This is a genomic window from Arthrobacter sp. 10L424, from assembly GCF_056395325.1.
In genome coordinates this window covers 436,699-456,316 of sequence record NZ_JBFTJH010000003.1, presented here as the reverse complement: position 1 = coordinate 456,316, position 19,618 = coordinate 436,699, and the positions used below count along the sequence as shown (strand labels likewise).

The following is a 19,618-nucleotide window of genomic DNA, read 5'->3' as shown; positions in this document are numbered from 1 at the left end:
GTTTGCGGGTGACCCGGGGGCGGGCCGCCCGGACGGCACCGCCCCTAGGATGGACGGTATGCCCGCCGCCTCCGCCACTTCCCTGCTGTGCCCGGTCTGCCGGAACGGCCTGGGCTTCACTGGACCCGCCGGCCGGTCGCTGGTGTGCCCTGCCGGGCACAGCTTCGACGCGGCGAAACAGGGATACTTCAACTTCCTCGTCGGCAAAGGCACCGTTTTCGAAGCGGACACGGCCGACATGGTGGCGGCACGCTTCGACTTCCTTTCCGCCGGCCACTACCGGCCCCTCGCCGACGCGGTGGCGGACCTGGCAGCTGCGGCACTCGCCGGCGCTGCCGGGGTCCGGCCGGGGACGGTGCTGGACGCCGGAACCGGGACCGGGCACTACCTCCGGGCACTGCTGGACCGGCTTGCGCCGGAGCCGACGCCCATCGAAGCGATCGGCCTGGACATTTCGAAGTTCGCCCTCCGCCGTGCCGCCAGGTTGAATCCGGAGGCCATGAACGTCGTCAGCGATGTGTGGCAGCCCCTGCCGGTCGCCGACGACGCGGTCGACGTCGTCACCGTCGTGTTCGCGCCGCGCAACGCGGCGGAGTTCGCCCGGGTGCTCCGCCCCGGCGGCAGGCTCCTCGTGGTGACTCCCCGGCTCGGCCACCTGGAGGAAGTGGCCGGCCCGGCCGGACTGCTCGGCATCGACCCGGCGAAGGACGAACGTCTCGCGGCTTCGCTCGAGGGACACTTCGCGGCGCTCTCCGCCGAGCAGCTGGACATCCCCCTCTCGCTGACCCCGGACGACGTCGCCCGGCTGGCCCTCATGGGCCCGGCGGGACACCACCTGGACCGCCAGGAACTGGCGTCCCGCACGGCCGTGCTTACGCCGCTGACCGCCGTGTCGGCCCGGTTCCGGATCAGCGTTTTCGAGCTGAGCCGGTAGCCCTGCGGGTTACCCAAAGGTAACGACTTGGCCACTTTCGGCCCGGGACTTCCGCTGCCCTCCGCAGCCCAAGCTGTTCGGATTAGGATGGAAGGACAGTTACTGAGGGTCTGCGCCTGCAGCCCCCGGGGCGAAGGGGGAAAAGATGTTGGAATGGCTACCCGAAAACTTGTGGGCCCTGTGGCTCACGGTTTTCCTTGTGTTTGCCGTGGTGGAAATGATCACCCTGGACCTGTTCTTCATCATGCTCGGAGGCGGAGCCCTCGCCGGTCTGGTGGCCTCCCTGGCCGGCGCCGACCTTGGCCTGCAGATCGTGGCCTTCTGCGTAGTGTCCCTCCTGATGATCGGCTTCGTTCGGCCCGTCGCGCTCAAACACCTCCACAAAGGCCCGGCTGACCGCCGCAGCAACGTGGAACGCCTGATCGGCGAATCCGCCCTGGTGATGGAGCCCGTCAGCGCCAGCGGCGGACTGGTCAAGATCGGCGGAGACGTCTGGAGCGCCCGCTCGGAAACCGGAGTCCTGTCACCAGGCCAGCACGCGATCGTCAGCGCGATCGACGGCGCCACCGCCGTCGTCACCCCGCAGCCGGAAACCGCGATCCAATAGCAACCGCAAGAATTCCGGCTGCCGGCACCGGCACCGGGCACGCGGCGGGACACCGCCGCACACCATAGCAAGACCAAATCTGGGGAATGGGTGATGTATGGATATCGCAGTCGCAATCGTGCTGCTGGTTCTCGTTGCGTTCGTAATTATTGTGCTGGTCCGGTCTGTGCGGATTGTCCCGCAGGCCCGCGCCGGCGTCGTCGAACGGCTGGGCAAGTACCAGCGGACGCTGAATCCCGGCCTCACGATCCTGATCCCGTTCGTGGACCGGCTGCTGCCGCTGCTTGACCTGCGCGAACAGGTGGTCTCCTTTCCGCCGCAGCCGGTGATCACCGAGGACAACCTCGTCGTTTCGATCGACACGGTGGTCTACTTCCAGGTCACCGACGCCCGCGCGGCCACCTACGAGATCGCCAACTACATCCAGGCGGTCGAACAGCTCACGACGACGACGCTCCGCAACGTCGTCGGCGGCCTGAACCTCGAAGAGGCCCTGACCTCGCGTGACCAGATCAACGGCCAGCTCCGCGGCGTGCTGGACGAGGCGACCGGCCGCTGGGGCATCCGTGTCTCCCGGGTGGAGCTCAAGGCCATTGATCCGCCCCACTCCATCCAGGACTCCATGGAGAAGCAGATGCGCGCCGAGCGTGACCGTCGCGCCGCCATCCTGACCGCGGAAGGCACCAAGCAGTCCGCCATCCTGACGGCGGAGGGCCAGCGGCAATCCTCGATCCTGAAGGCGGAGGGCGACGCGAAGGCGGCGATCCTCCGGGCAGACGGCGAGGCCCAGGCCATCCAAAAGGTGTTCGACGCGATCCACAAGGGCAACCCGGACCAGAAGCTCCTGGCCTACCAGTACCTGCAGACCCTCCCGAAGATCGCTGAAGGATCCGCGAACAAGCTGTGGATCATCCCCAGCGAGGTCGGCGAAGCCCTGAAGGGCATCGGCAGCGCGCTGGGCGGCAGCAAGGACGGCCAGCCCAACGACAGCCTGTTCGGCCCGGATTCCGACGCCGCTGCGGAACCCGCCGCGGCCCGCCCGGCTGCACCCGCCGCTGCCCCGGTGGCCGGGCCTGCCGGCGGCACAGCAGGTGTCCCGGCCCCGCCGGAAGCCTAGGCATCAGAGGGAACGGGGAGGCATCCGCGCGGCGGATGCCTCCCCGTTCTGCTGCCCGCTCTTGCGCCTGTTTTGCCGCCCGTTTTGCTGCGGGGGCAGCCGGCGACGCGCGCGGGCTTTGCCCGGTGTGTCCAATCCCCGTATACTTGAATATTTGTCCGGCTGGTTCAGTCCGGCGGAACAATTTAGCTTCGCTAAGCGTTGAATCCTGTGACGACTTTTCCGGTATGGATCCAGTAATTCAGCTGGTGATCAGCGCAAGGTAAACAGCAGTCCGGCGCGGCCTCACGGCCCCCGGCCAGCGCAGGGCAGTGCCCTGCGAACCGAAATAGAGGGAGAGAAGATGAGCGATCGCAGCCTGCGGGGTATGCGCCTTGGCGCGCAGAGCATGGAGACCGAATCCGGTGTCGAACCGGCTCCGCGCCAGCGGGTTGAGTACCGCTGCGAGGACGGCGAGCAGGTATTCGTGACTTTCTCCTCCGAAGCCGAAATCCCCCCGGTCTGGGTATCGAAGACAGGCAAGGAAGCCCTCCTCGTCGATGGCGAACGCCCCGTGAACCTCAACGAGAAGGCAGTCCGCACCCACTGGGACATGCTCCTGGAGCGCCGCTCGCTGCCCGAACTCGAGCAGATCCTCGAAGACCGCCTCACGATCCTGCGCGAACGCCGCGGCGAACGCCGCTCAGCCTAGGCACACCGCGCCACAGCACTTCAAACAACGCGGGGTCACTCCCAGCCCATCCTGAACGATCGGATGGGCGGGAAGTGACCCCGCGTTGCGTTTAAAAGGGCCGGGTCCGCACCGTCATTCCTGACAGTGCGGACCCGGCCCTTTGCTTCTGACGGCAAAGTGCGTATTCCGGCGGCGATTAGGCCTTGTTGCTGGGGGATTTGCCGCCGGTCTTGCGCGGAAGTTTGCCGCTGAGCGTATTCCAGCGGGCGGTCAGGCCCCACCTGGTGACATTGACCATGGCTTCAACCACAATGTTTCCGCTCATCTTTGAGGCGCCCAGCTCACGCTCGACAAAGGTGATGGGACGTTCGACGATCGTCAGTCCAAGCTTGGCCACGCGCCAGGCCAGGTCCACCTGGAAGCCGTAGCCGACCGAGTCGACGGTGTCCAGGTTCAGCTTCTCCAGGGTGCTCCGCCGGAACGCGCGGAACCCGCCCGTGACGTCCTTGATCTTCACGCCCAGCATGATCCGCGCGTAGGTGCTGCCCACCCGGGAGATCGCCTGCCGGTACAGCGGCCAGTTGACGACGCTGCCGCCCGGCACCCAGCGGGAGCCCATGGCGAGGTCCGCGCCCTGTTCCACGGCCTCGAGCAGCTGCGGAAGCTGCTCCGGCTGGTGCGAGCCGTCCGCATCCATCTCCACGAGGATGTCGTAGCCGGCGTCGAGGCCCCACTTGAAACCCGCGATGTAGGCCGCTCCCAGTCCGGCCTTGCCGGCACGGTGCAGGACATGGACTTGGCTGTCCTCTGCGGCGATACGGTCCGCCAGCTGCCCGGTGCCGTCAGGGCTGTTGTCGTCGACAACCAGGACGTCGGAGCCGGGCACGGCAGTGCGGAGGCGCTCGAGCGTCTTGGGCAACGATTCCAGCTCGTTGTAGGTCGGGATGATCGTGAGGACACGCACAGCGGGCCTTTCCTTGAAGGGAGCGGTCAAGCGCCGGCGGTCTGCAGAGAGCGGACACCAGGCGCAACTCTCCATTATAGGGAGTCGCCGGACCCTCGTAGGCCGAAGCTGGCCGCCGGGGCAGGTCCACCCGCTTCGGGCCAGTTGCGGCGGGCCGCGAAATACGACGCCGGAACCGTTTTCTGCTGCGAAGTGGACCCGCCCCCTGGGAGTACCCATGGCCACGACCAGAGAAGCTGCCGCGCTGGCGGCAACCTGGAACTGACCGGGGGACGTCCGGAGGTTGCGGTCCGCGCAACCCTCCGTTGCCCCTCAATGCTACGGGCAGGCCATGATCTGTCAACCGGTCCGTGACCTGCCGTTTCATCCATCGGCGCAGGCCAGGGCCACCTCGCGGCGGGTGAAGTTTCGGTGCCGGACCGGTAGTTTACGCGGTGGCCGTCAGCCCCGGAGCGCGCCGCTGGAGAACAGTTCCCGGCCGTCCCGGACGGTCTGAAGGCAGACCGGATCGGAGCCGGTGTCCAGGGCGGGCAGCAGCGGCGTCCGTGCGCGGGGATCCGTGCTCCAGGATTGGACCCGGCCGTCGGCCACCTGGACCATGAGTTCCTCGACCTCCCATACGGCAAAGCTGGCCGGGGCTCCGGGCACCAGCTGGCCGGCCATGGGGTTCCGGTACCGGGCGGCCCGCCAGCCGGCCCTCGTGTGGCCGAGGAAGGCGGCGCGGGCGGAGATCTGCTGGGCGGGGTCGTTGTGCTGCAGGCAGGCCCGGACGCTGGCCCACGGCCGCAACGGCGTCACCGGGCTGTCACTGCCGAAACAGATCGGTACGCCGGCGGCGTAGAACGAAGCAAAGGGGTTCATGCCGTTCCGGCGGGCTCCCAGGCGCTGCCGGTAGAGTCCCGCGTCTCCACCCCAGGCAGCGTCGAAGCCGGGCTGTGCGCTGACCGTCAGGGAATACCGGGCCAGCCGACTGATGGATTCAGCATCGGCGAGCTCGACGTGTTCAAGGCGGTGGCCAGCTGCGCGGACCTTCTGTTCTCCGACTTCCGCTGCCGCCAGGTCCAGTGCGTCCAGTGCGGCATCCAGTCCCGCGTCCCCGATGACGTGGAACCCTGCCTGGATCCCGAGCAGCGAGCACGCCGCGAGGTGGGCTGCCGCCTCCGCGACCGAGAGGTAGAGGTTGCCCCGCTCCCCCGGCGCGTCGGTGTAGTCCGACCGCAGCGCGGCGGTCCGCGACCCGATCGAGCCGTCCATGTTCAGGTCCCCCGCCAGCCCCAGCACGGGGACGCCCAGCCCGTCCAGGATGGACCGCGCGTGGTCCGCCGAGGTGGCCAGCTCACCCCAGTAGGGCAGGATCTCCGGAACGGCGTCCGGCCCCGTGTTCCAGCCCGCGGCAAGCTGCAGGTCGTCGGTGCTGCCGATGTGCGGCGCCGCCATTTCAGCCAGCGCCACGTAGCCGTTGGCTGCCGCCTCGGCGAGGGCCTGCTGCTGGTACCCGCGGAGGGCAGCGGCGGGCAGCCTGCGTGCCGCCAGCCTGGCGGCAGTGTGCGCGGCGAGCTTGACCTGGCCGCCCGCGCCGGAACCGTCCGTTCCGTCGAGCCCGGCGGCCGCCGCCAGCGAAGAAGAGACGAGCGCCGAGTGCACATCGACCCGGGAGAGGTAGACCTTCCGCCCGCCGGCGGCGCGTTCCAGTTCCTCCTGCGAGGGCAGGGTGTGGTCCGCCCACTGGGTCTCGTCCCAGCCGTGGCCGAGCACGGTTCCGCCCGCGCTGGAAGCGGAGCCGGAGAAGCCGGCGACGGCGTCGAGCAGTTCCCGGGCGGAGCGGACGCCGCTGAGCTGCAGGGAGTCCAGGGCGATGCCCGTTTCGGTGAGATGAATGTGGGAATCTACGAAGCCGGGCGCCAGGAGCGCGCCGCGCAGGTCAATGACCTCCATCGAGGCATCGGCAATGGAGGTGGCTGCCTGCTCGGAGCCCACCCAGGCGACCGTGTCGCCGTCGACCAGCATCGCCGTCGCGAAAGGATCGGCGGCCGTATACACGGACCCGTTCCGGTACAGCGTTACCCGATGGGGTGTGGGGTGCGGTGCGGGGGTGGCCGGTGAATCGGTCATGGGTCGGGGACTCCTTGGTCACTGGTGGCCGGCGCGGGCCGGGCATGTTCGACGACGGTTGGGGGCGGTGTGGCCGGGTGGCCGGCTGCGGCGGGTCAGGCCACGGAGGAATACGCGACGACGCCGCGCTTGATGAGCTTGATCGCTTCCCCGCAGAGCCGCGCGACCCGCGGGTCGAGGGACGGGATTTTTGCCAGCTGGTCCAGGAGGTCGATGACCTGCTTCACCCACCGGACGAAGTCGCCGGCGGCGAGGTCCGTGCCGCTGAGGACGTCCTGCAGGTGCCTGCCCTTGGCCCACTTGAAGATGGGCCAGACCAGTCCCAGTTCGGGTTCGCCGGTCAGGGGAAGCTTGTTGGCTTCCTCGGTGTCCTCCAGGGCAGACCACTCATGAACCACAATGTCGACGGCGGACTCCAGGGATATGCTCGGCATCTTGGGCCGGAGCCCGCGGTCCTCGCGCTTGGCCTGGTAGACCAGGACGCTGGCCAGGGCGGCAACCTCGGCGGCGTCGAGGTCGTTGAAGGCGCCGAGGCGCAGGGACTGGGAAATCAGCAGGTCTTTTTCGCCGTAGATCCGGCGCAGCCGCTGCCCGTCGGGGCTGATGGTGAGCACCCCGGCGTCGGACGTTTCGAGGTAGCCGTAGCTGGACAGGACGCCGCAGACCCGGTCGAAAGTCTTGGCGATGGTGTTGGTGCGTCCCTGGATCTGGCGGACCAGCCCGTCGGTCTCCTGCCGGAGCTTCCAGTAGCGCTCCGACCAGCGCGCGTGGTCCTCGCGTTCACTGCAGCCATGGCACGGGTGGGCGCGGAGCTCCCGGCGCAGCTCCGCGATCTTCTTCTCCTGGTCCGGGAGCGCCGCGGCCCGGCCGAAGTCGTCGTTGCGGTTCGGCGGGGCCGGGGGCCGGTTCTCCCGGAGGGCGTTGCGGACCGAGGACGCCAGGTCGCGGCGGGACTTGGGGACCTTGGCGTTGAAGGATTTCGGGATCCGGACCCTGGTGATCGGGGCCAGCGGACCCTCCACGTCCTGGGTGCTGATCCGGCGCAGCTGGTTGTCCAGGGTCATCACGGCGGGCCGCGGTTCACGGGAGTGGTGGTCGGAGCTGAGGACGACGGCGAGCCCGGGCGCCCGGCCCGTGGGAACGTCCACCACATCGCCCGGGAGCAGCCGGCTCAGCGAATCCTCGGTCACGGATTTTCTGGCCCGGGATGTGGTCTTCGAGGCGTTCTTCTCGACGTCGGTGAGCGCCCGCCGGATCCGGGAGTAGTCGGTGAAGTCGCCGAGGTGGCACGTCATCGCCTTGCTGAACCCCGCCAGGGACTCCTCGCGGCTCCGCACCTGCTTCGCCAGCCCGACGACGGACCGGTCGGCCTGGAACTGGGCGAAGGAGGACTCGAGGATCTCCCGCGCCCGGGGCCGGCCGAACTGTGCCAGCAGGTTGATGGACATGTTGTAGGTGGGCCGGAAGCTGGAGTTCAGCGGGTAGGTGCGCCGCGAGGCGAGGCCGGCCACCGACGCCGGATCCGTGCCGGGCTGCCACAGGACGACGGCGTGCCCTTCGACGTCGATCCCGCGCCGGCCGGCGCGGCCTGTGAGCTGGGTATATTCCCCGGCGGTGATGTTGACGTGCGCCTCGCCGTTGAATTTGTCGAGCTTCTCCAGCACCACGGAGCGTGCCGGCATATTGACGCCGAGCGCCAGGGTTTCGGTCGCGAAGACGGCCTTGACCAGCCCATCGACGAAGAGCTTCTCCACGACTTCCTTGAACGTGGGCAGCATCCCGGCGTGGTGGGCGGCCAGCCCGCGGAGCAGGCCATCGCGCCAGCTCCAGAAGCCCAGGACGTCCAGGTCGTCGGAGGGGATGTCCTGCGCCGCCTCATCGACGCGGCGGGCGATGACGGCTTGCTCCTGTTCGGTGGTCAGCCACAGCCCGGCGGCGACGCACTGCGCGACGGCGGCGTCGCAGCCGGCGCGGGAAAAGATGAAGGTGATCGCGGGGAGCAGGTCCTGGCGGTCCAGGCTGGCGATGACCTGCGGGCGGCTGGCTTTCCGGACCGGGCTGCGCGCACCGGCCGGCTGGGCGTCGTCGCGCTGGGAGTGCTGGTTTCGCTGGCGCCGCTGGTTGCGGCCGCCGTGGCCGAACCTGCCACGGAAGTTCATCTGGCTCTCGGCGCGGGCCATGGAGAGCAGTTCGGGGTTGACCTCGAAGCCCGGGCGCTCGGTGATGACCGCGGCGGTGGCCGCCTTGCCCGTGGCGACGGCCACGGTGGACGCGGTGGTCACTTCAGTTTCGACGGCAGGAGCGATCTCATCGAAGGTGGTGTCGCCGGCGAAGAGGTCCACGATTTTCCGGCCCACCATCACGTGCTGCCAGAGCGGCACGGGGCGGTGCTCGGAAACGATGACGTCGGTCTGGCCGCGCACCGTGTCCAGCCAGGCGCCGAACTCCTCGGCGTTGGAGACTGTGGCACTGAGCGAGGCGACCTGGACCTCGCTGGGCAGGTGGATGATGACTTCTTCCCACACTGCGCCGCGGAAGCGGTCCGCCAGGTAGTGGACCTCATCCATCACCACGAAGCCGAGGTCGGCCAGGGTGCTGGAGTCGGCGTAGAGCATGTTGCGGAGCACCTCGGTAGTCATCACCACCACCGGGGCGTCGCCGTTGATGCTCGTGTCGCCGGTCAGGAGCCCCACCCGGTCGGCACCGTACTTGTCTGCGAGCTCCGAGTACTTCTGGTTGCTCAGGGCCTTGATCGGTGTGGTGTAGAACGCCTTGAGCCCGCGCTGGAGCGCGAGATAGATGGCGAACTCCCCCACGATCGTCTTGCCGGCACCGGTGGGGGCGGCCACCAGGACACCCCGGCCGGCCTGCAGGGACAGGCAGGCCTCGCGCTGGAAGTCGTCGAGTTCGAATGCGAGCGACCGGATGAAACCGCCCAGGTAGGTTTTGGCTTCGGCGGCCCGCTCGGCGCTGGCTCGGTAGCGTTCAGACGGCGATTCCGGCCCGGGTAATGAGGACATGCTTCCAGCCTAGTGCGCGTTGGGCTAGAGATTCCCCAGCTCGGAGCTGGGAGTCGCCTGGTCCGCCGTGGCTTCGGTCTCGGCGGCCCGCTTGACGGCGCGCCGTTCGCGCCGGCGGTCGTTGAGCAAACACAGACCGATGGCGGCGAAGAAGAGCAGCAGCATGGGGCCGGCAAGGTAGAACATGCTCATCGCGTCCGCCCCCGGCGCAGCCATGGCGGCGAAGAGGCAGACGAGGAATACGGTGATCCGCCAGCTCTTGACGAGCTGCTTGCCTTTGACGATCCCCGCCAGGTTCAGGCCGACCAGAATCACCGGCAACAGGAAGGCTATGCCGAACGCCAGCAGGAGCCGCAGCACGAAGGACAGGTACACCTGGGCGCTGATGAAGTTGGAGCCCCCGGTGGGGGTGAAATCGGTCAGCACCCGGACGGCGTTTGGAAGCACCAGCCAGGCCAGCAGGACGCCGCCCACAAACAGCGGGACTGCGGCCGCCACGAAGGACAGGGCGAGCCGCCGTTCCTTCTTGTGCAGGCCGGGGACGATGAAGGCCCACAGCTGGTACAGCCAGACCGGGCTGGCGACGATCAGGCCCAGGAAGACGGACACCTGGATCATCAGGTCGAAGGAACTCGCGACGCCGTCGAAGTTCAGCGTGGCCTGCCGGCCCTCATGCGTGTTGAGATCGCTGATCGGTTTGATCAGCGCCGCGAGCATCGGCTGGTAGACGAGGAACCCGACGACGGTTCCGAGGATGACGGCGATCGCCGACTTGAAGAGGCGGTTCCGCAGTTCTTTCAGGTGGTCGAGGAGCGCCATCCTCCCCTCGGGGTTCGACCGGCGGCTCATGGTTACTGCCACGCGGTGTTAGGCGCGGTTCGGCGGCGGAACGTCGGTTCCGTCTCCGGTGCGGGTCTCCGTACCGGCTGACTTCGGGTGGTTCACGACACGGCCCTCAACGGGGTCGGAGCCGTCCGCGGCGTCCGTGGTGCCGTCCTTCTTCATCTCCCGGACTTCCGACTTGAAGATGCGCATCGACTGGCCGAGGCTCCGGGCCATGCCGGGCAGCTTCGGTGCAGCGAACAGCACCAATGCCAGAATGATGATGATGATGAGATGCCAGCCTTCAAGCCTCATGGCGGGAGGTCCTTTCGTTGAAATACATCCTACGTCTATGTCTCTTTGAATTCGATGTCGCGCAGCCTTTGGGGCTGGCCGCGGTCCGTCTTGCGCTGGACGCGCCGCCTGCGGCGGGCTTCGCGACGGGCGAATTTGGATGCGCGGTAATCATGTCCCATCTGCACGGGTGAGGCAAAAACGGCGGATCCGGGTTCCGGCAGAGGGCCGGATCCGTCCCCCGCGTCATCGCCGTCCGAGCCTACGCGGCCGACATGAACAGCGGTTGAACCGAAGGTGCCCGGGCCGGACGGGATGGCGGAGAACCGCTCCCCCGCCTCCCCGAGCTCCTTGGCTGCGGCCATGAACTGCCGGTACAGCCGGACGCCGAGCACAACGAAGAACAACAGCGACAGCGCGACAAGCGCTATCCAAATCACGATCCAGGACCACCAAGGCATGCTGAGTAGTCTAGCCGCCGCGCTGGCTAGTCTTCATATTGGGCGAGGGCGGCGGACAGCCATTGGCGGGAGGTCGCCGCCAGCTCTTCCGGCTCGACAATGCGTGCGGTCCCGCCGTGCTGGGCCACGAACATCGGGAGCCAGTCGGTGCTGCCGAAGCGGATCTCGGCCAGGAGCCCGCCGTCGGGCAGCTCCGCCGTCCGCTCCGCGTAGTACTCATCGGCGAGGCCCGTGCCGCGGCGGGTGAGTTCAACCACTACCACTGCGTCGTCGTCGTTGGGGGTGAAGAGCTTGACGGGGAAACTGTCGCCGGGCGTGGCCGACTCCGAGACGGGCAGGCCGTTGGGTTCCAGCGCCTCGATCCGGTCCAGCCGGAAGTTGCGCAGGCCCTGTGCGGAATGGCAGTAAGCCTCGAGATACCAGGTGTTGTCCAGCGAATAGAGCCGCAGCGGGTCGATGTCACGTTCGGAGACAGTATCCCGGAGCGGCGAGAAATAGCGCAGCCGCAGCTGGGCGCCCGTCCGGATCGCTTCCCGCGCCGTTTCCAGGGCGGCGGAGTTGCCGGGTCCCACCTCGGGGGCGGACAGCGCTGCAGCTTTGAGCCCCTCCTCCCCCGCCGCCGCCATGAGCTTAAGCGTGACGGATTCCAGTGCGCCGCCTTCGGCAAGTTCGGGCAGGCCGTTGAGCGTTTCCAGCCCGGTCAGCAGGGCGCAGGCCTCCTCGACGGTGAAGCGGACCGGCCGTTTCAGGTCGAGGTCCTGCGTGATGGTGACGTGGTCGTCGTCCCACTGGATGTCCAGCAGGTCGTCCGGGTAGCCCTCGGGCAGGCCGGAGCAGATCAGGATCCGCAGGTCCGCCTCGAGCTCCTTGCGGGTGATCCCGAAGTTTGCGGCCACTTCGCTGATGTGGAGGCCCTGGTTGTGCACCAGGAACGGCACGAGCTGCAGCATCCGGGCCAGCTGGTCCTCGGAGGTGCGTTTACGGCCGCGGCGGGGTGCCCCCCCACCGGGGAAAACAGCGGGGAAGACGGCAGTGGCGGAGACCGCGGGGAAAGCGACCGGCGGGACAGGGGCCGAGGCGAAACGTTCGGCGGCCGCCAGGCGGCGCCGCACGGACGTAACGAGCTCGGGCGGGGACACCACACGGACCCGCGGCCCGTAGGAAGCGAGCTCCTCGGCCAGGGTCTCCGCGTCCCGGTATGGCACGCTGAGGCGGTCCCGGCCCGCTTTGGGCAGTCCGGCCCCGGGCTCCGCAACGGGAGCGCTGAGGGCCCGGGTACGGAGGCCGTGCAGCCTGCCCGCCTGGACGTCCAGGACGGCGGTCCTCACCGGCAGCTCCGCCAGTGAGGCCAGCTCGGTACTCACGTTGAAATCCGCCGGCGGCGTGAAGCTTTCCTTCTCCAGCACGGTTACTGCGGAGGTGAGGCGGGAGAGGCGGAAGAAACGCTTGTCCCCGCGGGTCCTGTCCTGGGCAACGAGGTACCACTGGCCGAAGCGGCTGCCGAGGCCCCACGGCTCCACCAGGCGCTCTTCCTCCTTGCCCGTGCTCCCGGCAAGGTAGCGGAAGCTCACGGGGTGCTGGGCGTGCATGGCAGTGACCAGGTCTTCGAAGGCCTGGCCGGCGGGACGGATCCGTGGTTGAACGCCGGCAGGGAGCTCGGCGTCGACGAGTCCGCCGGAGGCCTGGAGCTTGCGCACCGCGTTGACGGCGGCCGAGCCGAGGGCCGCGTGCTCCCAGAGCTGGGCCGCGAGGATGAGGACGGTGCACTCGGCCGGCGTGAGGCTGACGTCGGGAAGCCGGTTGGATTCCTTGCCGATCCGGTAGCGGGTGGTCGCCGGATCGTCGGACCCCCAGCCCTTGTCCGTGACGGTCTCGACCTCGAAGCCGAAGTGCCGCAGCTCGCCCTTATCGCGTTCGAACATCCGACCGAAGGCCACGTCGGTGCTGGTGCTGTCGCGGTAGACCTTGTCCCGCAGCTCGCTGCGGCGCAGGCCGTAGGTGGTGTTGAGCAGGGCGATGAGCAGGTTCAGGAGGCGTTCTGTACGTGAGGCGGACACCCCGCAAGGGTACTAAAGTCCCTGCCCGAAACTGACAAAAGCGCGGTAACAACCGGGAGAACTTTTCCGATTGTTACCGCGCTCTGTGCATCAGGCCGCGGCCGGTGAGGACGGCAGCCGTTGAAGTGTCCTAGGTGCTCAGCGGACGCCGACGAGGTCGACGACGAAGATCAGGGCTTCGTTGGGGCCGATCGCTCCGCCGGCTCCGCGAGAGCCGTAGGCCAGCTCGGAGGGAATTTCCAGCCGGCGGCGGCCGCCGACCTTCATGCCCAGCAGGCCCTGGTCCCAGCCCTGGATGACCTGGCCGACGCCGACGCGGAAGTCCAGCGGTGCCCCGCGGCCCCAGGAGGCGTCAAACTCTTCGCCGGTGGACCAGGCCACGCCGACGTAGTGGGTGGAGACGGTGTCCCCGGCTTTGGCTTCGGCGCCGTCGCCTTCGATCAGGTCGGTGATGACCAGCTCGGTGGGCACGTCGCCTTCGGGGAACTCAATTTCCGGCTTCTGGCGGTCGATGTTGCGCTGTCCAAATGACATGGTTGCTCCTTCGTTGGCTTGGGTGGTGGTGCTGCATGGGGTGGTTATTTGACGCCGAGGATGTCGACGACGAAGACGAGGTCGCCCTTAGCGTCGCCCTGGCCTTCCGCGCCGTAGGCAAGGTCCTGGGGGATGACGAGAAGGACGCGGGAGCCAACAGTCTTGCCGGCCAGGCCCTGGGTCCAGCCCTTGATGACTCCGGTGAGCGGGAAGGTGGCCTTCTGTCCGCGGTCGAAGCTGGAGTCGAAGACCTTGCCGCCGGCCAGTGCAACGCCGACGTAGTTCACGGTGAGGGTGTCGGTTTCCTTGACCTGCGGGCCCTTGCCCTTGATGAGGTCCTGGGACACGAGTGCGGTCGGGGCGGCGACGCCCTCGACGGAGATTTCCGGGATGCCCTTGTCGTTGTCCTTGACGGTCGGCAGGCCTGCCGGCGGGGTGACAGTTTCACCCTCGGGCTTGTCCAGGACCGGCGGGGCGTCCTTGGCGGAGAGCACCTTGACGACGAGGAGCTGGGTGGGCTGCGCCTCGGCGCCGGCGGTAGCTGCGGCGCCGGGTACGGCGAGGGCCAGGTGGGAGCCCACCTTCGCGCCCACGAAGGCGTTATAGATGACGGCGCTGCTGGTCTTGAGCTCGTCGTTCAGTTCGAGCTCTTCCGGATCCTTCGGGAAGGTGTCCTCCAGCGTGGAGCCGTCCTTGCCGCTGAGGGCGACGATGGAGATGGAAGCGATCTGGTTCGGCTTGACCCGGTCGCCGCCGCCCTCCGTGACCACCTTGACAGTGGGTTCCTTGACCTCGAGGGGCTTGGCGAATTCAACACCGGGCGCTTTCTTGTCGCCGTTCTCCGTCAGCTTGACGGAGTCGAGCTTGGCGGTCTCACCGGCGGACTGGCTGGTGGGTTCCGGGGCGGCAGGTTCACCGCCGCCGCAAGCAGTCAGCAGCAGCAGTCCGGGAAGAAGAATTGCTAGTAGTCGGCGCACTTAAGAACTTTCGTCGGGGCAGGGTGGACGCCTCGCCGGGCAGTTGCCAGCGGCAAAGCAAGCGTTGGCCGCGAACGGCACCATTCCAGAATAACGCGGAAAGCTGGGTATCAGCCCATAGAGTTCAGCAGGGCATCCACGCGCTCATCGACGCTGCGGAACGGGTCCTTGCACAAAAGGGTCTGGTGGGCGCGGTCGTTGAGCTTCAAATGCACCCAGTCCACGGTGTAGTCGCGTCCCAGTTCCTGCGCCCGGCGGACGAAGTCGCCGCGCAGCTTGGCGCGGGTGGTCTGCGGCGGTGCGTCCACGGCGTCCTTGACGGCGGTATCGTCCACCACGCGGCGCACGGCCCCGCGGGACTGCAGCAGGTAGTAGAGGCCACGGGTCCGGGAGATGTCGTGGTAGGTCAGGTCCAGCTGGGCGATCCGGGGCGCGTCGAGGCCCAGGTTGTGCCGTTCGCGGTAGTTGTCCATGAGCTTCTTCTTGATGGCCCAGTCCACCTCGGTGTCGATTTTGCTGGTGTCGCCGCTCTCGATCGCGTCCAGTGTGCGTTCCCAGAGGTCCAGGATCAGCGGTACGTGCGCATTGTGGGCGCCGTTTTCCGCGACGAACGCCGTGACCTTGCCCAGGTATTCGCGCTGGATTTCCAGGGCGGTGAGCTGCCGGCCGTTGGCGAGCCGGACCAGGGCGCGCCCGCTGAGGTCATGGGAGATTTCGCGGATGCTGCGGATGGGGTTCTCCATCCGCATGTCGCGCATGATGACCCCGGCCTCGATCATCCGCAGGATCAGGTCGACGGTCCCGACCTTGAGCAGGGCGGTGGTCTCGGACATGTTGGAATCGCCCACGATCACGTGCAGCCGGCGGTAGAACTCGGCGTCGGCGTGCGGCTCGTCGCGGGTGTTGATGATCGGGCGGGACCTCGTCGTGGCGGAGGAGACGCCCTCCCAGATGTGGTCGGCGCGCTGGGAGAACGCGAACGTGGCTCCATGCGGGGTCTTCAGGATCTTGCCGGCGCCCGCGATCAGCTGCCGGGTCACCAGGAACGGGATCAGGATCTCGGCCAGCCGGGAGAATTCGCCGCGCCGCGGGATGAGGTAGTTCTCATGGCTGCCGTAGGAGTTCCCGGCGGAGTCGGTGTTGTTCTTGAAAAGGTAGACGGTGCCATTGAAACCCTCCGCCGCGAGCCGTTCCTGCGCCTCGTCCACGAGGTCGTCCAGGATCAGTTCCCCGGCCCGGTCGTGCGCGATCAGCTGGGCGAGGTCGTCGCACTCCGCGGTGGCGTACTCCGGGTGGGAGCCGACGTCGAGGTACAGCCTGGACCCGTTGGTCAGGAACACGTTGGAGGACCTCCCCCAGCTGACCACCTTGCGGAACAGGTAGCGGGCCACCTCTTCGGGGGCCAGCGGACGGGACTCCGGGCTGGAATAGGAAATCCCGAACTCGGTTTCGATGCCGAAAATGCGCTTGTCCATCTCAGTTCTCCTCAGCCAGCAATGCCGTGATGTCTGCGTCTTCAAGCCGGCGGAAGGCGCGGCGGGCGCCGCGGCTGCTTTCCGAGCCGCGGTCCAGCACGGCCACCTCCACCGCCGACGCCGGCAGCGTGGTGGTTTCCTTGTCCGCTACGAGGCCGGCCAGGGCAAGTCTGATGGCGCCGGCAAAGTCGAGTTCGCCGCGCCAGCCCGCTGCGACCGCTTCCGAGACCTTGTCCGCCTGGCCGCCCATCACAATGAAGCCGTTCTCGTCGGCGATCGACCCGTCGAAGGTCAGCCGGTACAGGTGGTCCTCTTCCGGGGAGTTCCCCACCTCGGCCACGGCCAGTTCAACTTCGAAGGGCTTCTGTTCCGCCGTGAACACCGCCCCCAGGCTTTGCGCGTAGACGCTGGCGAGGCCCCGGGCCGTCACGTCCTCCCGGTCGTAGGAGTAGCCGCGTACGTCGGCGTACCGCACCCCGGCCTGGCGGAGGCTTTCGAATTCGTTGTACTTCCCCACGGCCGCGAACGCGATCTTGTCGTAGATTTCCCCGATTTTGTGCAGCGAAGGGGACGGGTTCTCGGCCACAAGGGCGATCCCGTCGCGGCAGCTGATGACCACCACGGAGCGCCCGCGCGCGATGCCCTTCCGCGCGAAGTCCGCGCGGTCCTTCATCAGTTGTTCGGGCGATACGTAGAACTGCTGGGTCATCTCAGGCCTCCCGCTGGGCCGCGGCCCTGGACTCTATGATGGTGGCCGCCCTCGCCGCGAGCTCACGCTCCGGAACCCGGAAGGCACCTGTTCGGTTGACGATGTAGACCACCGGCCAGAGCTGCCGGATGGGGTCCGGGCCGCCGGTGGCGGAGTCGTCGTCGGCGGCGTCGTAGAGCGCCTCGACCGCGACGGCGACGGCCTCCTCCTCGGTGAGGTTGGGCCGCCAGAGTTTCTTGAGCGCGCCGCGGGCGAACATCGAGCCCGAACCGACGGAGTGGTGCTCCTGCTCCTCATACCGGCCGCCGGTGACGTCATAGGAGAAGAGCCGTCCGACGCCGGCCGGCCGGTCGAAGCCCGCGAACAGGGGCACCACCGCGAGTCCCTGCATGGCCATCGGCAGGTTGCTGCGGATCATGGCCCCGAGGCGGTTGGCCTTGCCGTCCAGGCTCAGGAGTGTCCCCTCGATCTTCTCGTAGTGTTCGAGTTCGACCTGGAAGAGCCGGGTGATGTCGAGGGCGATGCCCGCGGTCCCGGCGATCCCGAGCACCGAAAACTGGTCCGCCGGGAAGACTTTCTCGATGTGCCGGCTGGCGATGACGTTGCCCATGGTGGCGCGCCGGTCCCCTGCCATCAACACCCCGCCGGCATAACCCAGCGCGACAATCGTGGTCCCGTGCGGCGCCTGCAGGGGTTGAGCTGTGCCCACTGCGGCAGCTCCCGCCCCAAGGTGCTGGCCGAACGGCAGCAGATCGGGACGTTGGCGCTGCAGATGTTCGGTGAAGGAGGACGTGGCGTTGGCTGCTACCTGGTTGGCTGTGGTTTCCTGCACTGGTGCACTCCCTCAACGTAGTGAATCAACGACTTCCGGCACTCAGCCCCGTGTCGGCGCAACCCCTGGGCCGCCGTGGTCCGGCCGGCCTACTGGCCGCCCTTTTGGACGAACGCCCGGACGAACTCTTCGGCGTTGGACTCCAGCACACCGTCGATCTCATCGAGCAGATCGTCGACGCCCTGGGTGGCGGCCGATGCCTGTCCCTCCGCCGGGGCCGGCGGGGCGGCGGGGATGTCCTCGTCGACCTCGGTGTCCCGCGGCTGCGGCTGCTGTTGCTCCTGGCCTGCCATTTGTTTTCTCCTTCTGTCCGTCCCGTCTGCGCGAGGGACATCCTGTAAGCCATATTGCCACGCCCGGGGCCGCTGCGGGACTCTTTGTCCCTAGGAACCCGGTGGGAGTCCCAGCAGTTCGGAAAGGAACGGTCCGGCTTCGCGGTGACGGGCGAAGAGACCCCCGGTGAGGGCCTCGGTTCCGCGCAGCGGTTCCCGGGTGGGGACCCGCTGAAGCCTGCCGCGGCCGGGCACATCGAAGATCACCGAATCCCAGCTGGCGCCGACAACGTCGGCCCCGAAGCGGCTGACGCAGCGGCCCCGGAAGAACGCCCGCGTGTCCGACGGCGGTTCGGTGACCGCCCGCTGGATCACGCCGTCGTCGACGAGCCGTTGCATGCGTTCACGTGCCAGCAGCCGGTAATAGAGTCCCTTTTCGGGCCGGATGTCCGCCCACTGCAGGTCAACGAGGCCCAGCCGTGCGTGGCCCCAGTCGAGTCCGTCGCGTTCCCGGTAGCCGTCCAGCAGCGAGAGCTTAGCCAGCCACTCCACGGAGGACGCCGCTGCCGCCCGGTCGCTGCCCAGCTCCGTCAGCGTCGCCTGCCAGCGTTCCAGCACCTGGTGGGTGTGGCCGTCCCCGTCCACGGCGTCGGCGACGCCGGTGTCCTGGGCGTGCTTCGCGGCCGCTTCGTAGTAGATCCACTGCAGGTCCAGGGCGGTGATCCGCCGCCCGTCGAGCAGCCGGAAGGTGGCCGTGAGTGAGGTGTCATGGCTGACGGCCTGCAGCGCGGCCACCGGCTCATGGACTTCGAGCCGGGGCGCAAGGCCGGCCTCGATCAGGCTCAACACCATCGCGGTGGTGCCGAATTTGAGGTAGTTGGAGGCCTGGCTGAGGTTGGCGTCCCCGATGATGACGTGCAGCCGCCGGTACTTGTCCGCCGTCGCGTGGGGTTCGTCGCGGGTGTTGATGATGGGGCGGCGGATGGTGGTCTCAAGGCCCACCTCGGTCTCGAAAAAGTCCGCCCGCTGGCTGATCTGGTAGCCGGGCCGGGAGCCGTCCTGCTTCATGCCGACCCGGCCGGCCCCGCAGATGATCTGGCGGGTGACAAAGAAGGGTGTGAGGCCGCGCACGATGTCCCCGAACGGCACATTGCGGGGCATGAGGTAGTTCTCGTGGGAGCCGTAGGACACCGACTTGTTGTCGGTGTTGTTCTTGTACAGATTGACCGGGGGCAGTTCAGGGTCCCCCGCCAGCCGGCGCACCGCCGCCAGGGCCACGAGGTCTCCGGCCGCGTCCCAGGCGACGGCGTCGCGCGGGTTGGTCACTTCCGGGCTGGAGTATTCGGGATGGGCATGGTCGACGTACAACCGGGCGCCGTTGCCGAGGACCATGTTCATCAGGAGCGTACCGGATTCGTCCTCGCCGTCGGCTTCCAGTTCCTGCCGCCCGTAGGCGAGGGCGACAGCCTCGGCGTCGAGGACGGGAGGCTGGTCGGTCAGCTGGTCGGGGTCGGCCTTGCTGCGCTCCAGCGTCCAGCCCCGCGCATCGTGCAGCGGTTCCTCGTCCGTGTAGTCCCAGCGGGTTTCGGCGCCGCCGGCGGCGCGCTGCCGTGTCACCTGGGCGTAGGCCTGGATCACCCGGGCGGACATCATGGTGGCGTTGGCCCCGGGGGCGGAGGGTGCGTGGATGCCGTATTCGGTCTCCGACCCCATCACCCGCATGGCTCCGCCGGCCGGCAGCCCGCCGGAATCGGCGGC

General features: G+C 68.0%; 18 protein-coding genes. 4 read left to right on the top strand and 14 right to left on the bottom strand.

Annotation, left to right across the window (positions count from 1 at the left end; translation table 11 throughout):
* Positions 1-58: 58 nt before the first annotated feature.
* From AC1DC5_RS07700 to AC1DC5_RS07685, 4 genes are all read left to right on the top strand, one after another.
* On the top strand, positions 59-934 hold the full coding sequence (locus tag AC1DC5_RS07700) for a methyltransferase domain-containing protein (RefSeq protein WP_441404120.1): 876 nt from the start codon (positions 59-61) through the stop codon (positions 932-934).
* Positions 935-1,079: 145 nt separating this feature from the next.
* The gene (locus tag AC1DC5_RS07695; protein ID WP_441404119.1) at positions 1,080-1,541 is read left to right on the top strand and encodes an NfeD family protein; all 462 of its coding nucleotides are present in this window, start codon (positions 1,080-1,082) and stop codon (positions 1,539-1,541) included.
* Positions 1,542-1,638: 97 nt separating this feature from the next.
* Positions 1,639-2,658, top strand: coding sequence for an SPFH domain-containing protein (locus AC1DC5_RS07690; protein ID WP_476864735.1), 1,020 nt, complete (start codon positions 1,639-1,641; stop codon positions 2,656-2,658).
* A 343-nt stretch (positions 2,659-3,001) separates the two neighbouring features.
* Complete coding sequence (locus AC1DC5_RS07685) at positions 3,002-3,349, top strand: RNA polymerase-binding protein RbpA (protein ID WP_056429445.1); 348 nt, start codon at positions 3,002-3,004, stop codon at positions 3,347-3,349.
* Between the two features lie 178 nt (positions 3,350-3,527).
* Here the strand turns inward: AC1DC5_RS07685 and AC1DC5_RS07680 are convergent, their stop codons facing one another.
* From AC1DC5_RS07680 to dop, 14 genes are all read right to left on the bottom strand, one after another.
* Entirely contained in the window at positions 3,528-4,295 is a 768-nt protein-coding gene (locus AC1DC5_RS07680) for a polyprenol monophosphomannose synthase (protein WP_476864734.1), read from the bottom strand.
* A 441-nt stretch (positions 4,296-4,736) separates the two neighbouring features.
* Positions 4,737-6,407: an amidohydrolase gene (locus AC1DC5_RS07675; RefSeq protein WP_476864733.1), complete on the bottom strand. Its 1,671-nt coding sequence runs from the start codon at positions 6,405-6,407 to the stop codon at positions 4,737-4,739.
* Between the two features lie 95 nt (positions 6,408-6,502).
* On the bottom strand, positions 6,503-9,427 hold the full coding sequence (locus tag AC1DC5_RS07670) for a DEAD/DEAH box helicase (RefSeq protein ID WP_476864732.1): 2,925 nt from the start codon (positions 9,425-9,427) through the stop codon (positions 6,503-6,505).
* 24 nt (positions 9,428-9,451) lie between these two features.
* Complete coding sequence (gene tatC, locus AC1DC5_RS07665; RefSeq protein ID WP_441404323.1) at positions 9,452-10,246, bottom strand: twin-arginine translocase subunit TatC; 795 nt, start codon at positions 10,244-10,246, stop codon at positions 9,452-9,454.
* 48 nt (positions 10,247-10,294) lie between these two features.
* Positions 10,295-10,564, bottom strand: a complete 270-nt coding sequence (gene tatA / locus AC1DC5_RS07660) for a Sec-independent protein translocase subunit TatA (RefSeq protein WP_441404113.1) — start codon at positions 10,562-10,564, stop codon at positions 10,295-10,297.
* A 35-nt stretch (positions 10,565-10,599) separates the two neighbouring features.
* Positions 10,600-11,004 (bottom strand): hypothetical protein, encoded by a 405-nt coding sequence (locus AC1DC5_RS07655; RefSeq protein WP_441404112.1) that lies wholly within the window; start codon positions 11,002-11,004, stop codon positions 10,600-10,602.
* A 26-nt stretch (positions 11,005-11,030) separates the two neighbouring features.
* A complete protein-coding gene (locus AC1DC5_RS07650; protein WP_476864731.1) occupies positions 11,031-13,061 on the bottom strand; it encodes a helix-turn-helix transcriptional regulator in 2,031 nt (676 codons plus the stop codon).
* A 138-nt stretch (positions 13,062-13,199) separates the two neighbouring features.
* Positions 13,200-13,595, bottom strand: a complete 396-nt coding sequence (locus tag AC1DC5_RS07645; protein ID WP_224046527.1) for an FKBP-type peptidyl-prolyl cis-trans isomerase — start codon at positions 13,593-13,595, stop codon at positions 13,200-13,202.
* Positions 13,596-13,639: 44 nt separating this feature from the next.
* On the bottom strand, positions 13,640-14,572 hold the full coding sequence (locus AC1DC5_RS07640; protein ID WP_441404110.1) for an FKBP-type peptidyl-prolyl cis-trans isomerase: 933 nt from the start codon (positions 14,570-14,572) through the stop codon (positions 13,640-13,642).
* Between the two features lie 110 nt (positions 14,573-14,682).
* On the bottom strand, positions 14,683-16,047 hold the full coding sequence (gene pafA / locus AC1DC5_RS07635) for a Pup--protein ligase (protein WP_441404109.1): 1,365 nt from the start codon (positions 16,045-16,047) through the stop codon (positions 14,683-14,685).
* A 1-nt stretch (position 16,048) separates the two neighbouring features.
* A complete protein-coding gene (gene prcA, locus AC1DC5_RS07630; protein ID WP_476864730.1) occupies positions 16,049-16,756 on the bottom strand; it encodes a proteasome subunit alpha in 708 nt (235 codons plus the stop codon).
* 1 nt (position 16,757) lies between these two features.
* Positions 16,758-17,588 carry a proteasome subunit beta gene (prcB, locus tag AC1DC5_RS07625; protein WP_476864729.1) on the bottom strand — a complete coding sequence of 277 codons (831 nt, stop codon included), beginning with the start codon at positions 17,586-17,588 and terminating at the stop codon, positions 16,758-16,760.
* Between the two features lie 89 nt (positions 17,589-17,677).
* Entirely contained in the window at positions 17,678-17,881 is a 204-nt protein-coding gene (locus tag AC1DC5_RS07620) for a ubiquitin-like protein Pup (protein ID WP_441404106.1), read from the bottom strand.
* A gap of 90 nt (positions 17,882-17,971) precedes the next feature.
* The gene (gene dop, locus AC1DC5_RS07615; RefSeq protein ID WP_476864989.1) at positions 17,972-19,582 is read right to left on the bottom strand and encodes a depupylase/deamidase Dop; all 1,611 of its coding nucleotides are present in this window, start codon (positions 19,580-19,582) and stop codon (positions 17,972-17,974) included.
* Positions 19,583-19,618: the final 36 nt, after the last annotated feature.